Annotated in this window: 17 protein-coding genes, 2 tRNA genes and 1 pseudogene; 17 read left to right on the forward strand and 3 right to left on the reverse strand. The window is 59.8% G+C overall.

The window, feature by feature from the left end:
• The first annotated feature begins 11 nt into the window (after positions 1 to 11).
• From MIC97_RS02170 to glpK, 15 genes and pseudogenes are all read left to right on the forward strand, one after another.
• Positions 12 to 593 (forward strand): peptidylprolyl isomerase, encoded by a 582-nt coding sequence (locus MIC97_RS02170; RefSeq protein WP_239798659.1) that lies wholly within the window; start codon positions 12 to 14, stop codon positions 591 to 593.
• A 25-nt stretch (positions 594 to 618) separates the two neighbouring features.
• Positions 619 to 1,134: a peptidylprolyl isomerase gene (locus tag MIC97_RS02175; RefSeq protein ID WP_183829852.1), complete on the forward strand. Its 516-nt coding sequence runs from the start codon at positions 619 to 621 to the stop codon at positions 1,132 to 1,134.
• A 19-nt stretch (positions 1,135 to 1,153) separates the two neighbouring features.
• Entirely contained in the window at positions 1,154 to 1,603 is a 450-nt protein-coding gene (locus tag MIC97_RS02180) for a DMT family transporter (protein WP_239798660.1), read from the forward strand.
• Entirely contained in the window at positions 1,603 to 2,679 is a 1,077-nt protein-coding gene (queA, locus tag MIC97_RS02185) for a tRNA preQ1(34) S-adenosylmethionine ribosyltransferase-isomerase QueA (RefSeq protein WP_239798661.1), read from the forward strand. Before MIC97_RS02180 ends, queA begins: the two co-directional genes overlap by 1 nt.
• Positions 2,676 to 3,806, forward strand: a complete 1,131-nt coding sequence (gene tgt / locus MIC97_RS02190; RefSeq protein ID WP_239798662.1) for a tRNA guanosine(34) transglycosylase Tgt — start codon at positions 2,676 to 2,678, stop codon at positions 3,804 to 3,806. Before queA ends, tgt begins: the two co-directional genes overlap by 4 nt.
• 81 nt (positions 3,807 to 3,887) lie before the next feature.
• Entirely contained in the window at positions 3,888 to 4,124 is a 237-nt protein-coding gene (locus tag MIC97_RS02195) for an Lrp/AsnC ligand binding domain-containing protein (RefSeq protein ID WP_183829864.1), read from the forward strand.
• Positions 4,125 to 4,267: 143 nt separating this feature from the next.
• Positions 4,268 to 5,041, forward strand: a complete 774-nt coding sequence (locus MIC97_RS02200) for a DeoR/GlpR family DNA-binding transcription regulator (RefSeq protein ID WP_239801004.1) — start codon at positions 4,268 to 4,270, stop codon at positions 5,039 to 5,041.
• A 112-nt stretch (positions 5,042 to 5,153) separates the two neighbouring features.
• Complete coding sequence (gene glpD / locus MIC97_RS02205; protein WP_239798663.1) at positions 5,154 to 6,674, forward strand: glycerol-3-phosphate dehydrogenase; 1,521 nt, start codon at positions 5,154 to 5,156, stop codon at positions 6,672 to 6,674.
• Positions 6,675 to 6,687: 13 nt separating this feature from the next.
• On the forward strand, positions 6,688 to 7,767 hold the full coding sequence (locus tag MIC97_RS02210) for an ABC transporter ATP-binding protein (RefSeq protein ID WP_239798664.1): 1,080 nt from the start codon (positions 6,688 to 6,690) through the stop codon (positions 7,765 to 7,767).
• A gap of 11 nt (positions 7,768 to 7,778) precedes the next feature.
• A pseudogene (locus tag MIC97_RS02215) lies at positions 7,779 to 8,831 on the forward strand (ABC transporter ATP-binding protein); the annotation flags it as partial.
• A gap of 76 nt (positions 8,832 to 8,907) precedes the next feature.
• Positions 8,908 to 9,774: a sugar ABC transporter permease gene (locus MIC97_RS02220; RefSeq protein ID WP_183829877.1), complete on the forward strand. Its 867-nt coding sequence runs from the start codon at positions 8,908 to 8,910 to the stop codon at positions 9,772 to 9,774.
• A 1-nt stretch (position 9,775) separates the two neighbouring features.
• Complete coding sequence (locus MIC97_RS02225) at positions 9,776 to 10,687, forward strand: carbohydrate ABC transporter permease (RefSeq protein WP_183829880.1); 912 nt, start codon at positions 9,776 to 9,778, stop codon at positions 10,685 to 10,687.
• A gap of 2 nt (positions 10,688 to 10,689) precedes the next feature.
• The gene (locus MIC97_RS02230; protein ID WP_183829884.1) at positions 10,690 to 10,977 is read left to right on the forward strand and encodes a DUF2160 domain-containing protein; all 288 of its coding nucleotides are present in this window, start codon (positions 10,690 to 10,692) and stop codon (positions 10,975 to 10,977) included.
• A gap of 78 nt (positions 10,978 to 11,055) precedes the next feature.
• Entirely contained in the window at positions 11,056 to 12,780 is a 1,725-nt protein-coding gene (locus MIC97_RS02235; protein WP_239798665.1) for an ABC transporter substrate-binding protein, read from the forward strand.
• 135 nt (positions 12,781 to 12,915) lie between these two features.
• Positions 12,916 to 14,427: a glycerol kinase GlpK gene (gene glpK / locus MIC97_RS02240; protein WP_239798666.1), complete on the forward strand. Its 1,512-nt coding sequence runs from the start codon at positions 12,916 to 12,918 to the stop codon at positions 14,425 to 14,427.
• A 97-nt stretch (positions 14,428 to 14,524) separates the two neighbouring features.
• On the opposite strand, the gene MIC97_RS02245 is transcribed toward glpK, so the two are convergent.
• Complete coding sequence (locus tag MIC97_RS02245; RefSeq protein WP_239798667.1) at positions 14,525 to 15,049, reverse strand: BA14K family protein; 525 nt, start codon at positions 15,047 to 15,049, stop codon at positions 14,525 to 14,527.
• A 321-nt stretch (positions 15,050 to 15,370) separates the two neighbouring features.
• Between MIC97_RS02245 and MIC97_RS02250 the strand changes: the two genes are divergently transcribed.
• Positions 15,371 to 15,445 (forward strand) — tRNA-Lys (locus MIC97_RS02250).
• A gap of 197 nt (positions 15,446 to 15,642) precedes the next feature.
• Here the strand turns inward: MIC97_RS02250 and MIC97_RS02255 are convergent.
• Positions 15,643 to 16,191, reverse strand: coding sequence for an isochorismatase family cysteine hydrolase (locus MIC97_RS02255; RefSeq protein WP_239798668.1), 549 nt, complete (start codon positions 16,189 to 16,191; stop codon positions 15,643 to 15,645).
• A 414-nt stretch (positions 16,192 to 16,605) separates the two neighbouring features.
• Between MIC97_RS02255 and MIC97_RS02260 the strand changes: the two genes are divergently transcribed.
• Positions 16,606 to 17,705 (forward strand): IS3 family transposase gene (locus MIC97_RS02260; protein WP_239798669.1). Its coding sequence is split into 2 segments (ribosomal slippage): positions 16,606 to 16,855 and positions 16,855 to 17,705, totalling 1,101 coding nucleotides; the frame shifts between segments, so codons are not numbered across the junction.
• A gap of 177 nt (positions 17,706 to 17,882) precedes the next feature.
• Here the strand turns inward: MIC97_RS02260 and MIC97_RS02265 are convergent.
• Positions 17,883 to 17,959, reverse strand: a tRNA-Arg gene (locus MIC97_RS02265).
• Between the last annotated feature and the right edge of the window lie 41 nt (positions 17,960 to 18,000).

Below are 18,000 nucleotides of genomic sequence, written 5' to 3' on the forward strand. Positions count from 1 at the left end.
GATATTCCATCATGCTCAAGAAGCTCGCGGCCTTTGCCATCGTGGTTGGCGGCCTTGCCGTCGCCGCGCTCCCGGTCACGGCCGCCCAACCTGAAGACACTCTTGTCCTGACACTCAAGGATGGCGATGTCACCATCGGGCTGCGCCCCGACCTCGCGCCGAAGCATGTCGAGCAGATCCGGAAGCTGGTGCGCGACGGCGCTTATGACAATGTGGCCTTCCACCGGGTCATCGACGGTTTCATGGCCCAGACCGGCGATGTGCAATATGGCGACATGGAAGACGGCTTCAATCCACGTGCCGTCGGCACGGGCGGCTCCGATCTTCCGGACCTGCCGGCGGAGTTCTCGAACGAGAAGTTCGAGCGTGGCGTGGTCGGAATGGCCCGCGCGCAAAATCCGAATTCTGCCAACTCCCAGTTCTTCATCATGTTTGCGCCGGCCCCGTCTCTGAACGGCGACTATACCGTTGTCGGCAAAGTCGAGAGCGGCATGGACCTGGTGGACAAGATCAAGAAGGGCTCAAACGCGCAGAATGGCTCGGTGGCCAGTCCCGATCGTATCGTCAAGGCCCGCATAGCGGCTGACAACTGATCATTTTAAAAGAGGAATTCTGAACATGGCTGAGATCAAGGACCGCGAAAACGCGCTCATCATGGAAACCACGCAGGGACAGGTGGTGATTGAACTGTTCCCCGATCTGGCCCCCGGCCATGTCGGGCGCATCAAGGAACTGGCCCGCGAAGGCGCTTATGACGGCGTTGTTTTCCACCGAGTCATCGATGGCTTCATGGCCCAGACCGGCGATGTGAAGTTCGGCAAGACGGACTCGAAGGATTTCAACCCGGGCCGCGCCGGCATGGGTGGTTCGGACAAGCCGGACCTGAAGGCCGAATTCTCCAACACCAATCACGGCCGCGGCACCTGCTCCATGGCTCGCGCCCAGAACCCGAATTCCGCCAACTCGCAGTTCTTCATCTGCTTCGAGGACGCTTCCTTCCTCAACCGGCAGTACACGGTCTGGGGTCAGGTGATCGAAGGCATGGAGAACGTCGACAAGATCAAGCGCGGTGAGCCCGTGCAGAACCCCGACAAGATCGTCTCGCTGAAGGTCGCGGCCGACGTCGCAGCCTGAAGCTGAAGGGACCATGGAGATGGCAGCTGTATTGTGGGCACTGCTGGGCGTGATGGCTGGCGCTTTCGTCGCCATTCAGGCGCCCATCAATGCTGAACTGGCGCGCGGGCTTGGCTCGCCGCTGGCTGCTGCTGCCATCTCCTTTCTTGCCGGGGCCGTCGTGCTTGGTGTGGTGACTTTCATCGTCACCCGCACGCAGGGCACCTCTATTACCTGGCGTGAGCCACAGGCATGGCTGTTCGTGGCAGGCGGCCTGCTCGGCACCGTCTATGTCACGACGAGCATTCTCCTTATTCCGCGCATCGGTGCCGCAGCGCTGATCGCCTTTCTGATTACCGGACAGCTCATTGCAGGAATGGTCATCGACCGCGTTGGATTTCTGGGCGTTGCCGTGCGCGAAATATCGCTCGGACGGCTGGCTGGAGCGGGGCTCCTGATCGTCGGAGCGGTGATGGTCCGCTATCTCTGATGCGTGTCGATCTTTTCGATTTCGATCTTCCTGAAGAGCGCATTGCGTTGCGCCCGGCCGAGCCTCGCGACTCCGCAAGGCTGCTGAAAGTCCGCTCCGGCGAACCTTTTGAAGATCTCTCCGTGCGCGATCTGCCCTCGCTGCTGCAGCCGGGCGACGTGCTCGTGTTCAACGACACCAGAGTTATCCCCGCACAACTGAAGGGCATGCGCCGCCGCGGCGAGGCAACCGCACAGGTTGATGCGACGCTGCATATGCGCGTCGGCCCCGACCGGTGGCTGGCTTTCATGCGGCCCGGCAAAAGGGTAGCCGAAGGCGACCGAATTCATTTCGGCCACGACGGCTCATCTTGTTTCCTCGGCCAACTTGATGCCACTGTTGTTGAAAAGCGGGAAGGCGGCGAGGTGCTGCTGGCTTTCGATGTGTCGGGTCCCTTCCTCGACGAGGCGTTGCATGCGGTCGGACACATTCCGCTTCCGCCCTACATCGCCTCGAAGCGCGCGGATGACGAGCGCGACCGTCTCGACTACCAGACCATCTATGCCAGAGAGGAAGGCGCGGTTGCCGCTCCCACCGCCGGCCTGCATTTCACGCCGGAACTATTTGCGGCACTCGATGACATGGGCGTGGAACGCCGCTTCGTGACGCTTCATGTCGGGGCCGGCACCTTCCTGCCAGTCAAGGCGGACGATACAGACCAGCACAGGATGCACGCCGAAAGCGGCGTCGTGTCCGCTGAAACTGCCGCCGCCCTCAATGCCGCCCGAGAGCGGGGAAGCCGCATCGTTGCGGTCGGGACTACTTCGTTGCGTCTTCTGGAAAGCGCGGCGGCGGAAGATGGCACACTGAAGGAATGGTCCGGCGCCACGGATATTTTCATCACGCCCGGATACCGCTTCCGCACCGCGGACATGCTGATGACCAATTTCCATCTGCCGCGCTCCACGCTGTTCATGCTGGTTTCGGCCTTTGCCGGAATGGAAACGATGCGGGCCGCTTACGAACATGCGATTTCGACCGGCTATCGCTTCTATTCCTATGGCGATTCCAGCCTTCTTTTCAGGCAGCAGACATGACGGAAAATTTTTCCTTTCGCGTACTCGCGAGTGATGGCAATGCGCGGCGCGGCGAGGTTGTCATGCCGCGCGGCACGGTGCGCACTCCGGCTTTCATGCCTGTAGGCACCGGCGGAACCGTCAAGGCCATGTATATGGATCAGGTGCGCGGCACAGGTGCCGACATCATCCTTGGCAACACCTACCACCTCATGCTGCGGCCAGGAGCCGAGCGTGTCGCACGGCTTGGCGGCCTGCATGAACTGGCGCGCTGGCCGTGGCCCATTCTCACCGATTCCGGCGGCTTCCAAGTCATGTCCCTTTCGAAGCTGCGCAAGCTGACCGAGCATGGCGTCACCTTCCGCTCGCACATCGACGGCGCACCCTATGAGATGACGCCCGAGCGCTCGATCGAAATTCAGGGGCTGCTCGATTCCGACATCCAGATGCAGCTCGACGAATGCACGGCGCTGCCGGCAGAACATGCCGAGATCGAGCGGGCCATGGAGCTGTCGCTGCGCTGGGCGGAACGCTGCAAGACGGCCTTCGGCGACCAGCCGGGCAAGGCCATGTTCGGCATAGTGCAGGGCGGCGACAATCCGGAACTGCGGGTGCGGTCGGCACAGGCGCTGAAGGCGATGGATCTGAAGGGCTACGCGGTTGGCGGTCTTGCCGTGGGCGAGCCGCAGGCGGTGATGCTGGACATGCTCGAGATCACCTGTCCGGAACTACCCGTCGACAAGCCGCGCTACCTGATGGGCGTCGGCACGCCTGACGACATACTGAAATCGGTGGCACGCGGCATCGACATGTTCGACTGCGTGATGCCGACGCGGGCAGGGCGACACGGCCTTGCCTACACGCGTCGCGGCAAGGTCAACCTGCGCAATGCCCGCCATGCCGACGATCACCGCCCGCTGGACGAGGAAAGCGATTGCCCCGCCGCGCGCGACTATTCCCGGGCCTATCTCCATCATCTCGTGCGCTCGCAGGAAGCGCTGGGAGCCATGCTGCTGACCTGGAACAACCTCGCCTACTACCAGCGCCTGATGCAGGATATTCGCGACGCCATCGCGGCCGGAAAGTTCGTCGAGCGCGCCGCCGCGATTTCGGAAGGTTGGGCAAGCGGCGACATCCCGGCCCTGTAAGCCTTTCGCCGCGCAACTTGAAAGCAGCCGGCCAAACTGCGACAACAGCATAAACACAACCGATTGCGGACTGGACAGGCGATGAAGACGTTTTTCGTGCAGATCAAATGCGACCTCGGCAAATCATATGAGGTGGCCAGCGAGCTGGCGGATGCCGAGATCGCTTCCGAGATCTATTCCACTGCCGGCCAGTTCGACCTGCTCGCGAAGTTCTATGTCGATGATGACGAGGATGTAGGCCATTTCGTCAATCAGCGTGTGCAGATCATTCCGGGCATCAAGGACACTTTTACGATGGTGACTTTCCGGGCCTTCTAGGTAGTTGCGGTGAGCCAGCCCCTTGGGGTGGCTAGGCGCGCCTGCCTGATGCATGCCGCAAGGGAAGTGTTTGCACTGTTCATGGCTTTCGTTTTCGTTTAAAAGCGAAAAAAGCGAAAACGGAGCCATGCAGCATGCCGGATATGTATCTGCCGCCACGCCACGCCGAAATCCTCCAGATGGCCAAGGACAGGGGCAGGGTTCTGGTCGATGATCTTGCCGCCCATTTCGCCGTCACGCCGCAGACAATACGCAAGGATCTCAACGACCTGTGTGACCAGCGCCTGCTGAGCCGCATTCACGGCGGCGCGCTGTTTCCCTCCGGTATCGAGAACATGGAGTATGAGGCGCGGCGCAAGATCGCGGCCGAAGAGAAGGATGCGATAGGCAAGGCCGCCGCGGAACTCATACCCGACAATGCTTCCCTGTTCATCAACATCGGCACCACCACGGAAGCGGTCAGCAAGGCGCTTCTCGATCATTCCGGCCTGATGGTTATCACCAATAACATCAATGTTGCCAACAGGATGAGGGTTTATCCTTCGATTGAGGTCGTGATCGCCGGTGGCGTTGTGCGCGGCTCCGATGGTGGTGTCGTCGGCGAGGCCGCGGTCGATTTCATCCGCCAGTTCAAGGTCGATTATGCGGTAATCGGAGCCTCCGCGATCGATCATGACGGGGCGCTGCTCGATTTTGATTTTCGCGAGGTGAAGGTGGCGCAGGCGATCATCGCCAATGCGCGCCATGTCATTCTCGTTTCCGACAGGACCAAGTTCGAGCGCACGGCTCCGGTGCGCATCGGGCACCTGTCGCAGGTCAACACCATGATCACCGACCGTTGCGAGATCGAGTCTGTTCGGCGCATCTGTACAGATGCAGGCGTGACGCTGATCGAGACATCGGCAGTCGGTGGATGACGGTCAGATTTTCGTCATGTTTCGTTTGACATTCGTATTTAGTTCGTAATAATTCTCTTATGGTTTGGATGCCGGCAAATTTGCTGCGTTGCGAAACCATGGGAGGCATTTGGTGGATAGTTCCCCAGTCTATGACATTCTTGTCGTCGGCGGCGGCATCAACGGTTGCGGCATCGCCCGCGACGCCGTGGGCCGGGGATATTCGGTTTTCCTCGCCGAAATGGACGATCTGGCCAGCGGCACCTCGTCCGGTTCCACCAAGCTCATTCATGGCGGCCTTCGCTATCTGGAACATTACGAGTTCCGGCTGGTGCGCGAAGCGCTCATGGAGCGCGAGGTTCTCTGGCGCAATGCGCCGCATATCATCTGGCCGATGCGGTTCGTTCTGCCCTATGCGAAGGGCCTGCGTCCTGCATGGATGCTGCGGCTTGGCCTGTTCATCTACGATTATATCGGCGGGCGAAAGCTGCTGCCGCCGACGCGCACGCTCGACATGCGTCGCGATCCTTCAGGCAAGCCACTCAAGCCGGGTTTCGCTAAGGCTTTTGAATATTCGGATGGCTGGGTCAACGATGCCCGCCTCGTTGTGCTGAATGCAGCCGATGCCGCTGCGCGGGGTGCGGAAATCCACACCCGGACCATGGTGGAGGATGCCCGCTTCGAGGACGGTATCTGGAGCATTCTTCTTCATGACCGTCTGACTGAGCAACATCGCGAGGTCAGGGCGCGTCTCGTTGTCAATGCCGCAGGTCCGTGGGTCGATCAGGTGCTGTCGCGTGCGCTTGGTCGCAACAACGCTCACAATGTCCGCCTCGTGCAGGGCAGTCATATTGTCGTGCGCAGAAAATTCGATGATCCGCGCGCCTATTTCTTTCAGAATGCGGACGGGCGCATCATTTTCGCGATTCCCTACGAGGAAGAGTTCACCCTGATCGGCACGACCGATCAGGATTATGTGGGCGATCCGCATGATGTGAAGATCACCGATGCGGAGATCGACTATCTTTGCGCTGCGGCCAGCGAATATTTCGTCGAGCCTGTGCAGCGCTCCGATATCGTATGGACCTATTCGGCTGTGCGTCCGCTTTACGATGATGGCGCTTCGAAGGCGCAGGAAGCAACGCGCGATTATGTGCTGAGAACCGAACCGGGCGACGGGCCGATCATCAACGCTTTTGGCGGCAAGATCACGACTTATCGGCGCCTTGCGGAATCCATGCTTGAGAAGATCGAGGGCATCCTCGGCAAAAAAGGTCGGTCATGGACGGCAGATGCGCCGCTGCCCGGCGGTGATTTTCCACCAACCGGCTATGAGGCCGAAGTGGAGAAGTTGCGGAAGGCATATCCTTTCCTTGATCTTCACCATGCACGGCGGCTTGTGCGTCTCTACGGCACCAATGCCCGCGTTCTGCTGGGCGATGCGAAATCTCTGGCTGAACTGGGCCGGAATTTCGGCGCCGATCTCTATGAAGCCGAAGTGCGTTACCTTGTCGATCATGAGTGGGCGGTGACGTCGGAAGATGTACTGTGGCGCAGGACCAAGCGTGGTCTGAAATTGTCGCAGAAGGAAGCCGCTGCGCTGGATGAGTTCATGAAGGGCCTGAGCCGCCGGGAATCGGCTGCGGCGGAATAGCGGGGAGGGGCCTGTGCTGGAATTACGAAATGTTTCCAAGGTGGTGGGTGGAGAAACGCATATTGCGGATGTCTCGCTTTCCTTGGCCCATGGATCACTGAACGTGCTGCTTGGCCCCACCCTTTCGGGCAAGACCAGCCTGATGCGTCTGATGGCGGGCCTCGACGTGCCGAGTAGCGGCTCCGTCTGGTTCGACGGCAGAGATGTGACCGGCACGCCCGTGCAAAAGCGCAACGTTGCCATGGTCTACCAGCAGTTCATCAACTATCCGGCGATGACGGTCTATGAGAACATCGCCTCGCCGCTGCGCGTGGCAGGTGTCGACAAGGCAAAGATCGACCGCGAGGTGCGTCGTGCGGCCGAACTGCTCAAACTGACGCCCTATCTCGATCGCACGCCGCTCAATCTCTCCGGCGGGCAGCAGCAGCGCACGGCACTCGCGCGCGCCATCGTCAAGAATGCCAGCCTTGTGCTTCTGGATGAGCCGCTGGCCAATCTCGATTACAAGCTGCGTGAGGAATTGCGGCTGGAACTGCCGCGCATTTTCGCTGAAGCCGGCACGATCTTCGTTTACGCGACCACCGAGCCGCATGAGGCATTGCTGCTGGGCGGCAATACGGCAACGCTTTCGCAAGGACGCGTCAGCCAGTTCGGATCGACCGTCGAAGTCTTCCGCAAGCCGGTCGATCTGCTGACTGCGCGCACATTCGCGGATCCGCCCCTTAACACCATCGTGCTACCCAAGAAGGGCGCTTCGTTCATTCTCGACGGCGCGATCAACCTGCCGGTCTCCCCGGAGATCGCATCCATTGCCGACGGCAGCTATACGATCGGCTTCCAGCCGCATCATCTGTCGCTTGAGCGCGTCGATGCAGCCTCCGTGCCGGTTCGCGCCAGGGTTTCCGTCACCGAGATCACCGGATCGGAAAGCTTCGTGCATCTGGATTTCGCCGATGTGCGCTGGGTGATGCTGGCCCATGGCATTCATCAGTTCGAGCCGGACGATGAGATCGAGGTTTTCATCGATCCCCGCCACATCATGGTGTTCGACGCCGCCGGCCGCTCGGTGGCGGTGGCCGGACAAGCGGCATAGGAGCGGGACACATGGCACGCATCGATCTCGACCATATCCGCCACTCATATCTGCCCAACCCGACGCGGGACGAGCATTTCGCGCTGCGCGAAGTGCATCACACCTTCGAGGATGGCGGCGCCTACGCGCTTCTGGGACCTTCCGGCTGCGGAAAAACCACGCTGCTCAACATCATTTCAGGCTTGTTGAAGCCCTCACACGGCAAGCTTCTGTTCGATGGCAAGGACATCACCAACCTGTCGACGCAGGAGCGCAACATCGCTCAGGTGTTCCAGTTTCCGGTGATCTACGACACCATGACGGTGTACGACAATCTGGCCTTTCCGCTGCGCAATCGCGGCGTGTCCGAGCCCGAGGTAGACCGCAAGGTGCGCGAAACGCTGGCCATGATAGATCTGGCCGACTGGGCAAAGCGCAAGGCGCGGGGGCTCACAGCCGACCAGAAACAGAAGATTTCTCTGGGCCGCGGTCTGGTGCGCTCCGACGTCAACGCCATCCTGTTCGACGAACCGCTGACTGTCATCGATCCGCACATGAAATGGGTGCTGCGCTCGCAACTCAAGCAGCTTCACCGCCGCTTCGGCCACACCATGGTCTATGTGACGCACGACCAGACCGAAGCTCTGACCTTCGCTGAGCATGTGGTGGTCATGTATGACGGCCAGATCGTGCAGATCGGCACGCCGGCCGAACTGTTCGAGCGGCCGAAGCACACATTCGTCGGCTATTTCATCGGCTCGCCGGGCATGAATTTCCTCGCCACGGAAATCGACGGCAATGCCGCCCGGCTGGGCAGCCAGACCATAAAACTGCCCGCCGCTCCGTCCGTCGGACCCGGAAAGATCGAACTGGGCATCCGCCCCGAATATGTGCGCGTCGGCAGAGAGGGCATGCCGGTTGCCGTCACCCGTATCGATGATGTGGGTCGCCACAAGGTGCTGCGCGCTACGCTCGAAGGTCAGGACATTGCGGCTATCGTCGGCGAGGATGCGGAGATTCCGGCCGAGCCGCACGTTCTGTTCGATCCGGCCGGCATCAACATCTATGCCGATTCATGGCGGGTGGAGATGGGGCATACGGACGTGGCGCGGGCAGACGGGGCGCGCGCCGAAAACGGCCATGGCGGCAAGGGGGGCTGATATGGAAAAGACCTGGAACAACAAGGCATGGTTCCTGGTGCTGCCGGTGCTGGTTCTGGTGGCCTTCTCGGCGGTCATTCCGCTGATGACGGTGGTGAACTATTCGGTTCAGGACACGTTCGGCAACAACCAGTTCTTCTGGGCCGGAACCGAATGGTTCGAGGAACTGCTGCATTCCGACCGCTTCTGGGCGGCCATGGGCCGCAACCTCGTCTTTTCCTTCATCATCCTTGCGATCGAGGTGCCGCTCGGCATCTTCATTGCGCTCAACATGCCGCGCAAAGGGTGGGGCGTGCCGCTCTGCCTTGTGCTGATGGCGCTGCCGCTGCTGGTTCCGTGGAACGTCGTCGGCACCATCTGGCAGGTATTCGGCCGCACCGATATCGGATTGCTCGGCTACACGCTCAACTCGATGGGCTTCGACTACAACTATGTGCGCGATCCGTTTGATGCATGGATGACGGTCATCGTCATGGATGTGTGGCACTGGACGAGCCTTGTCGTGCTGCTCTGCTATGCCGGTCTGGTCTCCATTCCCGATGCCTTCTATCAGGCCGCGAAGATCGACGGCGCCTCGCGCTGGTCCGTGTTCCGCTACATTCAGCTGCCGAAGATGCAGCGCGTGCTGCTCATCGCCGTGCTGCTGCGCTTCATGGACTCGTTCATGATCTACACGGAACCCTTCGTGGTGACCGGCGGCGGACCGGGCAACTCGACGACATTCATGTCCATCGACCTCGTCAAGATGGCGCTCGGCCAGTTCGATCTGGGACCGGCAGCGGCGATGTCGCTGGTCTACTTCCTGATCGTGCTGCTGCTTTCGTGGGTGTTCTACACCGTCATGACCAACTATGACGCGGAGCGCTGATATGGCTGGTGTCAACGAACGAACGGAACAGGCGACCGCCCGCAGCGCAGGAAGTGCTTCTTCCGGCATGTCGCAGGAAGCGATCGCCCGCCTCATGAAGCGCCGTGGCGAGGAATCGAAGTGGTGGTGGGTCGTTCCCACCCTCTACATCGTGTTCCTGATGCTGCCGATCTACTGGCTCATCAATATGAGCTTCAAGACCAACAACGAGATCATCTCGTCGCTGACGCTCTATCCGCACGAGCCGACCCTGCGCAATTACCGGATCATATTCACCGATCCCTCATGGTATTCGGGTTACATCAACTCGATCATCTATGTGGTTATAAACATGGTGATTTCGGTTGCCGTTGCTTTGCCCGCGGCCTATGCGTTCTCGCGCTACCGCTTCCTTGGCGACAAGCATCTGTTCTTCTGGCTGCTGACCAATCGCATGGCGCCGCCGGCAGTGTTCGCCCTGCCGTTCTTCCAGCTTTATTCGGCCTTTGGCCTGATCGACACGCACATCGCGGTGGCATTGGCGCATTGTCTGTTCAACGTGCCGCTGGCCGTCTGGATTCTCGAAGGCTTCATGTCCGGCGTACCGAAGGAGATCGATGAAACCGCCTATATCGACGGCTATTCCTTCCCGCGCTTTTTCGTGAAGATCTTCATGCCGCTGATTGCTTCCGGCATCGGTGTGGCCTGCTTCTTCTGCTTCATGTTCTCATGGGTGGAACTGCTGATCGCACGCACCCTGACGACCACCGACGCCAAGCCGATCGCCGCCACTATGACACGCACCGTGTCGGCGGCCGGCATGGACTGGGGGCTGCTCGCCGCCGCCGGCGTGCTGACGCTGATCCCCGGCGCGCTCGTCATCTGGTTCGTCCGCAACTACATCGCCAAGGGCTTTGCCCTGGGGAGGGTCTGATCATGGGCATCGACATGTCATGGATGGCGTGGACGTGGCCGACCGCCACCTTCTTCATCGTCATCGCTCTGCTGATCTTCAGTATGGGCGTCTGGGAATATGTTTCGCCGGGTGGAAATCCGCGTGTAGGCGTTCTGCGTTTCGAGACGACGCGCGGCGACCGCCTGTTCATATCGCTGCTTGGCAGCGCATTCATCCATCTCGCGTGGCTGGGGCTTGTCGGCCCCGGCCTGTGGTGGGCTCTCGCTCTGTCCGTAGTCTACGCCATTCTGGTGTTTCGCTACGTCTAGGGAGGGAACGGTTGGCGCATCCGTCTGAGGACGGCTGCGTCGGGCTTACGCATAAACCTTAACAGTGGAGGAAATTTCATGCGACGGCAGCTCTTAACATCGACGACAGCGCTCGTCCTCCTGCTTGGCGCCGGCAGCGCTTATGCGGGCATGGACGAAGCCAAGGCATTCCTGGACAAGGAGATTGGTGACGTCTCATCGCTCTCGCGTGCCGACCAGGAAGCCGAGATGCAGTGGTTCATCGATGCCGCCAAGCCTTTCGCGGGCATGGAGATCAAGGTGGTTTCGGAAGCGATGACTACCCACTCCTACGAATCCGAGGTGCTGGCGCCCGCTTTCGCGGCCATCACCGGCATCAAGGTCACGCATGACATCATCCAGGAGGGCGATGTCGTTGAAAAGATTCAGACCCAGATGCAGACCGGCCAGAACCTCTATGATGGCTGGGTCAACGATTCCGACCTGATCGGCACCCACTGGCGCTACCAGCAGGTGCGCAACCTCACCGACTTCATGGCCAATGAAGGCAAGGACGTCACCAACCCGAATCTCGACCTTGACGACTTTATTGGTCTTTCGTTCACGACTGCTCCGGACAAGAAGCTCTACCAGCTTCCCGACCAGCAGTTCGCCAACGTCTACTGGTTCCGGTACGACTGGTTCAACGACGAGAAGAACAAGGCCGACTTCAAGGAGAAGTACGGTTACGATCTCGGCGTTCCGGTCAACTGGTCGGCCTATGAGGACATTGCCGAATTCTTCACCGGCCGTGATGTCAACGGCCAGAAGGTTTATGGCCACATGGACTACGGCAAGAAGGACCCGTCCCTCGGCTGGCGCTTCACCGATGCCTGGCTCTCCATGGCCGGCAATGGCGACAAGGGTCTGCCCAATGGCCTTCCGGTCGACGAATGGGGCATCAAGGTTGACGAGAACAGCCGCCCCGTCGGCTCGTGCGTTGCCCGTGGTGGCGACACCAACGGCCCGGCCGCGGTCTACGCCATCCAGAAGTATCTGGACTGGCTGAAGGCCTACGCTCCGCCCGCCGCACAGGGCATGACCTTCTCCGAATCCGGCCCGGTGCCGGGACAGGGCGAGGTTGCCCAGCAGATGTTCATGTACACCGGCTTCACGGCTGATCTGGTCAAGGAAGGCCTGCCGGTCGTGAACGAGGATGGTACGCCGAAGTGGCGTTTCGCCCCGTCGCCGCATGGCGTCTACTGGAAGGAAGGCATGAAGCTCGGCTATCAGGACGTCGGTTCCTGGACGCTCATGAAGTCGACTCCCGATGACCGCGCCAAGGCCGCATGGCTCTACGCGCAGTTCGTCACCTCCAAGACCGTGGACGTGAAGAAGGCGCATGTCGGCCTTACCTTCATCCGTGAGAGCACGATCCGTCACGAGAGCTTCACCGAGCGTGCACCGAAGCTGGGCGGCCTGATCGAGTTCTACCGCTCGCCGGCCCGCGTGCAGTGGTCGCCCACGGGCACCAACGTTCCTGACTATCCGAAGCTGGCGCAGCTGTGGTGGCAGGCCATCGGCGATGCATCCTCCGGCGCAAAGACCGCTCAGGAAGCGATGGACTCGCTGTGCGCAGAGCAGGAAAAGGTGATGGAGCGTATCGAGCGTTCCGGCGTTCAGGGCGACATCGGTCCGAAGATGGCCGAGCAGCATGACCTTGAATACTGGAACAAGGATGCGGTGGCGAAGGGCAACCTCGCGCCTCAGCTCAAGATCGAGAACGAGAAGGAAAAGCCTCTCACCGTCAATTATGACGAGCTGGTCAAGAGCTGGCAGGAATAATCCTCCAGACGACTGCAGCGGGGGCGGCTTCGGCCGTCCCCGTCCTTACTTTGATAAATCATTCAAAGCCTTGCATCCCATCCGCCAAATGCGGAAGGATGCCGTATTGAACTGCATCAGCGACAAGAGAAAACCGTGAACGGCTTCATCCTTGCTATCGACCAGGGCACCACGTCGAGCCGGGCTATCGTGTTCGATAAGGACAGGAACGTCGTCGGTGTCGGTCAGAAAGAATTCACCCAGCATTATCCGGCGTCCGGCTGGGTCGAGCACGATCCGGAGGAAATCTGGTCTGGCGTTCTGGAAACCGTCAGACAGGCGCTGAAAAAGGCGAAATGCGCGGCCGGCGATGTGGCCGCCATCGGCATCACCAACCAGCGTGAAACCATCGTCATCTGGGACAAGGAAACCGGAAAGCCCATCCACAACGCCATTGTCTGGCAGGATCGCCGGACCGCGCAGATGTGCGCGAAACTGAAGAAGCAGGGGCTGGAGAAGAAGTTTACCCGCAAGACAGGCCTCCTCCTCGATCCCTATTTTTCAGGAACCAAGATCGCCTGGATGCTGGACAAGGTGAAGGGCGCGCGCAAGCGCGCCGAGAAAGGCGAGTTGCTGGCCGGCACCATCGACAGCTTTCTGATCTGGCGCCTGACGGGCGGCAAGGTTCACGCCACCGATGCCACCAACGCTTCGCGCACGCTCGTCTACAACATCGAGAAGAACGCATGGGACGAGGAGCTTCTGCGCATCCTCGACATTCCGGCCTCGCTTCTGCCGGAGGTGAAGGATTGCGCCGACGATTACGGCGCTACGGACGAAAAGCTGTTTGGCGCTGCCATTCCCATTCTGGGCGTCGCCGGCGACCAGCAGGCGGCAACAATCGGGCAGGCCTGTTTTCAGCCGGGAATGATGAAATCCACCTATGGCACCGGCTGTTTCGCGCTGCTCAATACCGGCAGCGATCTGGTGCGCTCAAAGAACCGGTTGCTCACCACCATCGCCTACCGCCTCGACGGCAAGACGACCTATGCGCTGGAAGGATCGATCTTCATCGCCGGCGCCGCGGTGCAATGGCTGCGCGACGGGCTGAAGATCGTCAGCCGTGCCGACGAAACGGGGCCTCTGGCGCGACAGGCAGATCCGTCGCAGTCGGTCTATCTGGTTCCGGCCTTTGTCGGCCTTGGCGCGCCGCATTGGGATGCCGAGGCTCGGGGCGCCATCTATGGCATTACGCGCAATACCGGCCCTGCCGAATTTGCCCATGCGGCACTGGAATCTGTCGCCTATCAGACCCGCGACCTGCTTGATGCCATGCACAAGGACTGGAAGGCGAATGGGGCGGACACGGTGCTGCGGGTCGACGGCGGCATGGTCGCCTCGGACTGGGCCATGCAGCGCCTGTCCGATATTCTGGACGCTCCTGTCGACCGGCCGACCATACTTGAAACGACGGCTCTAGGTGCCGCGTGGCTTGCTGGCTCAAGGGCAGGGGTGTGGCCGGGTATGGAGGAGTTTGCCAGGAGCTGGGCGCTCGACAGGCAATTCAATCCCGAGCTTGATGAAGCCGCACGGGCGGCGAAGCTGAAAGGCTGGCGCGATGCGGTGCGGCGCACACTAACCACGTCATCTTCTTCGGGCAAAGCCTGAAAACGTTGAATCTGATTTTCAGAAGAAGAGCATAAAATTCTGGATTTAAATAAAAAAAGCCCGCACATCGTGCGGGCTTTTCTGTGTTCGGACACCCTCAGTAATAGGGCGATACGCACTGCTTGCGCGGCCCGTTATAGGGCTGGAACGTGTTGTCCGATGCACGATAGCTGCGATATTGATTGTAGCACCAGTTCACATGAGCATTGCCGCTGCCGCGATAGGCAGGCGCGGGAGGCGGCGGTGCGCTGTTGGCTATGGCGCCGCTGATGATCATGCCTGTCGCGAACGCAGCCAGCGGGAACCAGTAATCGCCATGGCGCTTGTAGCCGGGTCTTGGTTCGCGATAGCCACGATGGCCACGCCAGTAGACATCATTGTTATGAGGACGGCGATATTCGTGCCTTCCATCAGGGCGCGGGCCGGGGCGTCGATCCGGTCGCTTGTAACGGGGATTTGCGCGCGGATGGTGTCCCGGCCTGTGATCGATCTGCTGGATGTCGCTCGTCATGGTTTGACTAGGTGCGACATAGATCGGTGCCGCGCTGGCGAGCGAGATGTCCGCCGCCAGAAACGACAGCGATACGGCCGATGCAAGCAGACCTGCAACGATGCGTTTCATAAGATTCTCCTGATCTGCGATAGCGTCCCTTTGTGTCTGAAACAGATTAGCGGCGAAATTGTTCCAACGACAACAGAAACTGCCGTTCGATGACGGAGTTCGAGGGAGGTTTTATGCCCCTGTTTGACTTCTGTTGAAGTTAAGCTGGAAAGGCTGTCGGGACGCTCTTTTTACTGTTGACCGGCTCTGTGTCGCTCCCTATGTTCCGGCCCAATTCCGGGGCAGCGAACTGCTGCGGATAATGCGGTGGGCGGAAGGTGCAGGAGAGGCATCGTCTGAAGTCAGGTTCCGGAGTCCCGGAACATCCCGCATTTCAATGATGGGCCGGTAGCTCAGCGGTAGAGCACGTGACTTTTAATCATGTGGTCGAGGGTTCGATCCCCTCCCGGCTCACCATCATCAGGCATCTTTATTCTACGTTAGCCGCGCCACTGGGCATCTGCGAGACAATGAGCCGGCCAAGAAGGCGGAGCGCCGACGTTGTGCCGCGCTTTGGTCAGATAACGTGATCACCCTCTGCCCGGCGCTGCTGCCTCGGGCAGAGGGGATAAATCTTCTTGTAGGGCCAACTGCTCGCCAAGACTGGCATGGAATCAGCTGTTGGGCAGCATTACCGCGGATGTGGTTGTGATCTCTGCTCCATACACGGCTTTCAGATAATCGAGTGCCGCATCACCATCTACTCCGGGAAAGACACAAACCGCATCTGCGGGGACCCGGATTTTATAGTCGCGAACAAATGCCCCATAGGCGGTGTGGCGCACGCAGCAATGGGTATGCTGACCGGTCAGAATGACCTCGCTTACCCCGTATTTTCTGAAAACTTCTTCCAGATCAGTGCCGTCGAAAGCGCCATAGAAGCGTTTCGGCGAAACGATTTCCCGCTCCGCTCCGACAGGCGCAAGTTCGTCGACAACCGCGGCACCGTATGTGCCGGCCATAGCATGGCGGCCCCAGACGCTGATCTCCCTGTCATCTGAACGGTGCGCATCGTTCGAGTACACAACAAGCCAGTCGGGATCTGCGCGTGCATGCTGAATCAGGCGCTTAATCGGAGGGATGATTTTTGCCGCGTCGGCTTCGTTGTTGAGTACGCCCGTCACGAAGTCGTTTAGCATGTCGATCACGATAAGAGCCTTCACGATCCCTCCTTAAGAATATTTCACGCCACAACGTCTTCCAACTCCTCGTCCTGAGGCGGCTGTTGTTGACTTCCAGGCACAACCTTAGCCTTGCAGTGCCGGTTTCCTACCTTAGTTCGACATTCCTGTCTGGAAAGATCAAAAATCCTCTGTGAGCAGGGCGGAGCGCTTTGTCACTCAAATATTGAGAGCTGTGGAATCTTGAAGCTCTCAGCCCTGGGCGGCACAGAAACCGGCTCAACAACGGCAGCAAACGGCGTCGATATGGTGACATCGCGCTGGAAGGAGAATCAAGCACGATCGGTTTCAGAACCGGGAAGGGCCAGAGGTTCGCAAAGCTGGAATGGCCTTGACCTGAGCCCCTGAACTTCCTCCAGATTTTGGTAGAGTCCGTCGCAATGAGGAGACGGACGAATGAAGCGTTCACGGTTCACGGAAGAACAAATTATCGGGATACTGAAGGAGCAGGAGGCGGGCGCGAAGACAGTCGATGTCTGCCGCAAGCACGGCATCTCGGACGCAACCTTCTACAAATATAAAGCAAAGTATGGCGGCATGGACGTGTCGGATGCCCGCAAACTGAAGGCGCTTGAGGACGAGAACGCCAGGCTGAAGAAGCTGCTCGCCGAGGCCGTGCTGGACAATGCGATCCTGAAGGATGTTGCTGCAAAAAAATGGTGACGCCCGATGTGAAGCGGGATGCGGTGGCTCACGTCTGTGCGCAGCACGGGGTGAGCCAGCGTCGGGCGTGCGAGGTTCTGTCGGTGGATCGGTCGAGCATGCGATATCGCAGCGTGCGGCCTGACGATGCATCCATCCGCGAGGCCATGAAGAAGCTGGCGTCCGAACGGCGGCGCTTCGGTTATCGCCGTCTCCACGTCATGCTCGACCGGCAGGGGATCGTCATGAACCTGAAGAAGCTTCGGCGTCTCTACCGGGAGGAGAAGCTGACGGTGCGCAAGCGTGGCGGCCGAAAGCGGGCCTTGGGCACGAGACGTCCTCTGGCTTTGCCGTCGCGTCCGGGCGAGCGCTGGAGCCTGGACTTCGTCAGCGATGCCTTCACCGACGGTCGCCGCTTTCGGGTCCTGGCCGTCGTCGACGACTTCACCCGAGAATGCCTATGCCTGGTTGCCGATACATCCCTGTCAGGCGCAAGGCTTGCCCGCGAACTGGACAGTCTCATCGCCAGACGCGGAAAACCGAGGACGATTGTCTCGGACAACGGGACGGAGATGACCAGCATGGCCATCCTCAAATGGTGCCAGGAGGCCAAGGTGGAATGGCATTACATCGCCCCCGGCAAGCCGATGCAAAACGGCTTCGTCGAAAGCTTCAACGGCAGCTTCCGCGATGAGTGCCTGAACGAGACGCTGTTCTCGTCGCTCGCTCAGGCCCGCGCCGCAATCACTGCATGGAAGGAGGATTACAACAGAAACAGACCGCACTCGTCGCTGGGCAACATCACCCCCAACGAGTTCGCAATGAAAATAGCTATGGAAAAACAGGCCGCATGACGCCAGATTGAAAACCCAAGACTCTCCTGAAAACCGGAGGGAAGATGGGTCTCAGGTCAGCCTGAAAGTCCGCTGGTCGGTATGAAAGCTCATAGCTGAAAGACATGGGGCCTCGGCTGGCACCGGTCTCACGCCTTATGAATGGGTGAGATTTCTGGATTGGAAGGGCCGAAAGGATGGCGATCCCGGCAGGATTCGAACCTGCGACCATCGGCTTAGAAGGCCGGTGCTCTATCCAGCTGAGCTACGGGACCAGATATACGCAGCTGTACAAAAGCAGCGCAGTAAAATTCCA

Origin of the sequence: Aquamicrobium sp. NLF2-7, assembly GCF_022359935.1 — a bacterium.
GTDB classification, from domain to species: Bacteria; Pseudomonadota; Alphaproteobacteria; order Rhizobiales; family Rhizobiaceae; genus Mesorhizobium; species Mesorhizobium lusatiense.

Excerpts from the sequence above, each read along its gene's own strand:
- MIC97_RS02245 (WP_239798667.1), bottom strand. The coding sequence starts at position 15,049 with ATGAAACGCATCGTTGCAGGTCTGCTTGCATCGGCCGTATCGCTGTCG.
- MIC97_RS02225 (WP_183829880.1), top strand. The coding sequence starts at position 9,776 with ATGGCTGGTGTCAACGAACGAACGGAACAGGCGACCGCCCGCAGCGCA.
- MIC97_RS02170 (WP_239798659.1), top strand. The coding sequence starts at position 12 with ATGCTCAAGAAGCTCGCGGCCTTTGCCATCGTGGTTGGCGGCCTTGCC.
- MIC97_RS02230 (WP_183829884.1), top strand. The coding sequence starts at position 10,690 with ATGGGCATCGACATGTCATGGATGGCGTGGACGTGGCCGACCGCCACC.
- queA (WP_239798661.1), top strand. The coding sequence starts at position 1,603 with ATGCGTGTCGATCTTTTCGATTTCGATCTTCCTGAAGAGCGCATTGCG.
- MIC97_RS02180 (WP_239798660.1), top strand. The coding sequence starts at position 1,154 with ATGGCAGCTGTATTGTGGGCACTGCTGGGCGTGATGGCTGGCGCTTTC.
- MIC97_RS02175 (WP_183829852.1), top strand. The coding sequence starts at position 619 with ATGGCTGAGATCAAGGACCGCGAAAACGCGCTCATCATGGAAACCACG.
- MIC97_RS02200 (WP_239801004.1), top strand. The coding sequence starts at position 4,268 with ATGTATCTGCCGCCACGCCACGCCGAAATCCTCCAGATGGCCAAGGAC.
- MIC97_RS02195 (WP_183829864.1), top strand. The coding sequence starts at position 3,888 with ATGAAGACGTTTTTCGTGCAGATCAAATGCGACCTCGGCAAATCATAT.
- MIC97_RS02220 (WP_183829877.1), top strand. The coding sequence starts at position 8,908 with ATGGAAAAGACCTGGAACAACAAGGCATGGTTCCTGGTGCTGCCGGTG.
- MIC97_RS02235 (WP_239798665.1), top strand. The coding sequence starts at position 11,056 with ATGCGACGGCAGCTCTTAACATCGACGACAGCGCTCGTCCTCCTGCTT.
- tgt (WP_239798662.1), top strand. The coding sequence starts at position 2,676 with ATGACGGAAAATTTTTCCTTTCGCGTACTCGCGAGTGATGGCAATGCG.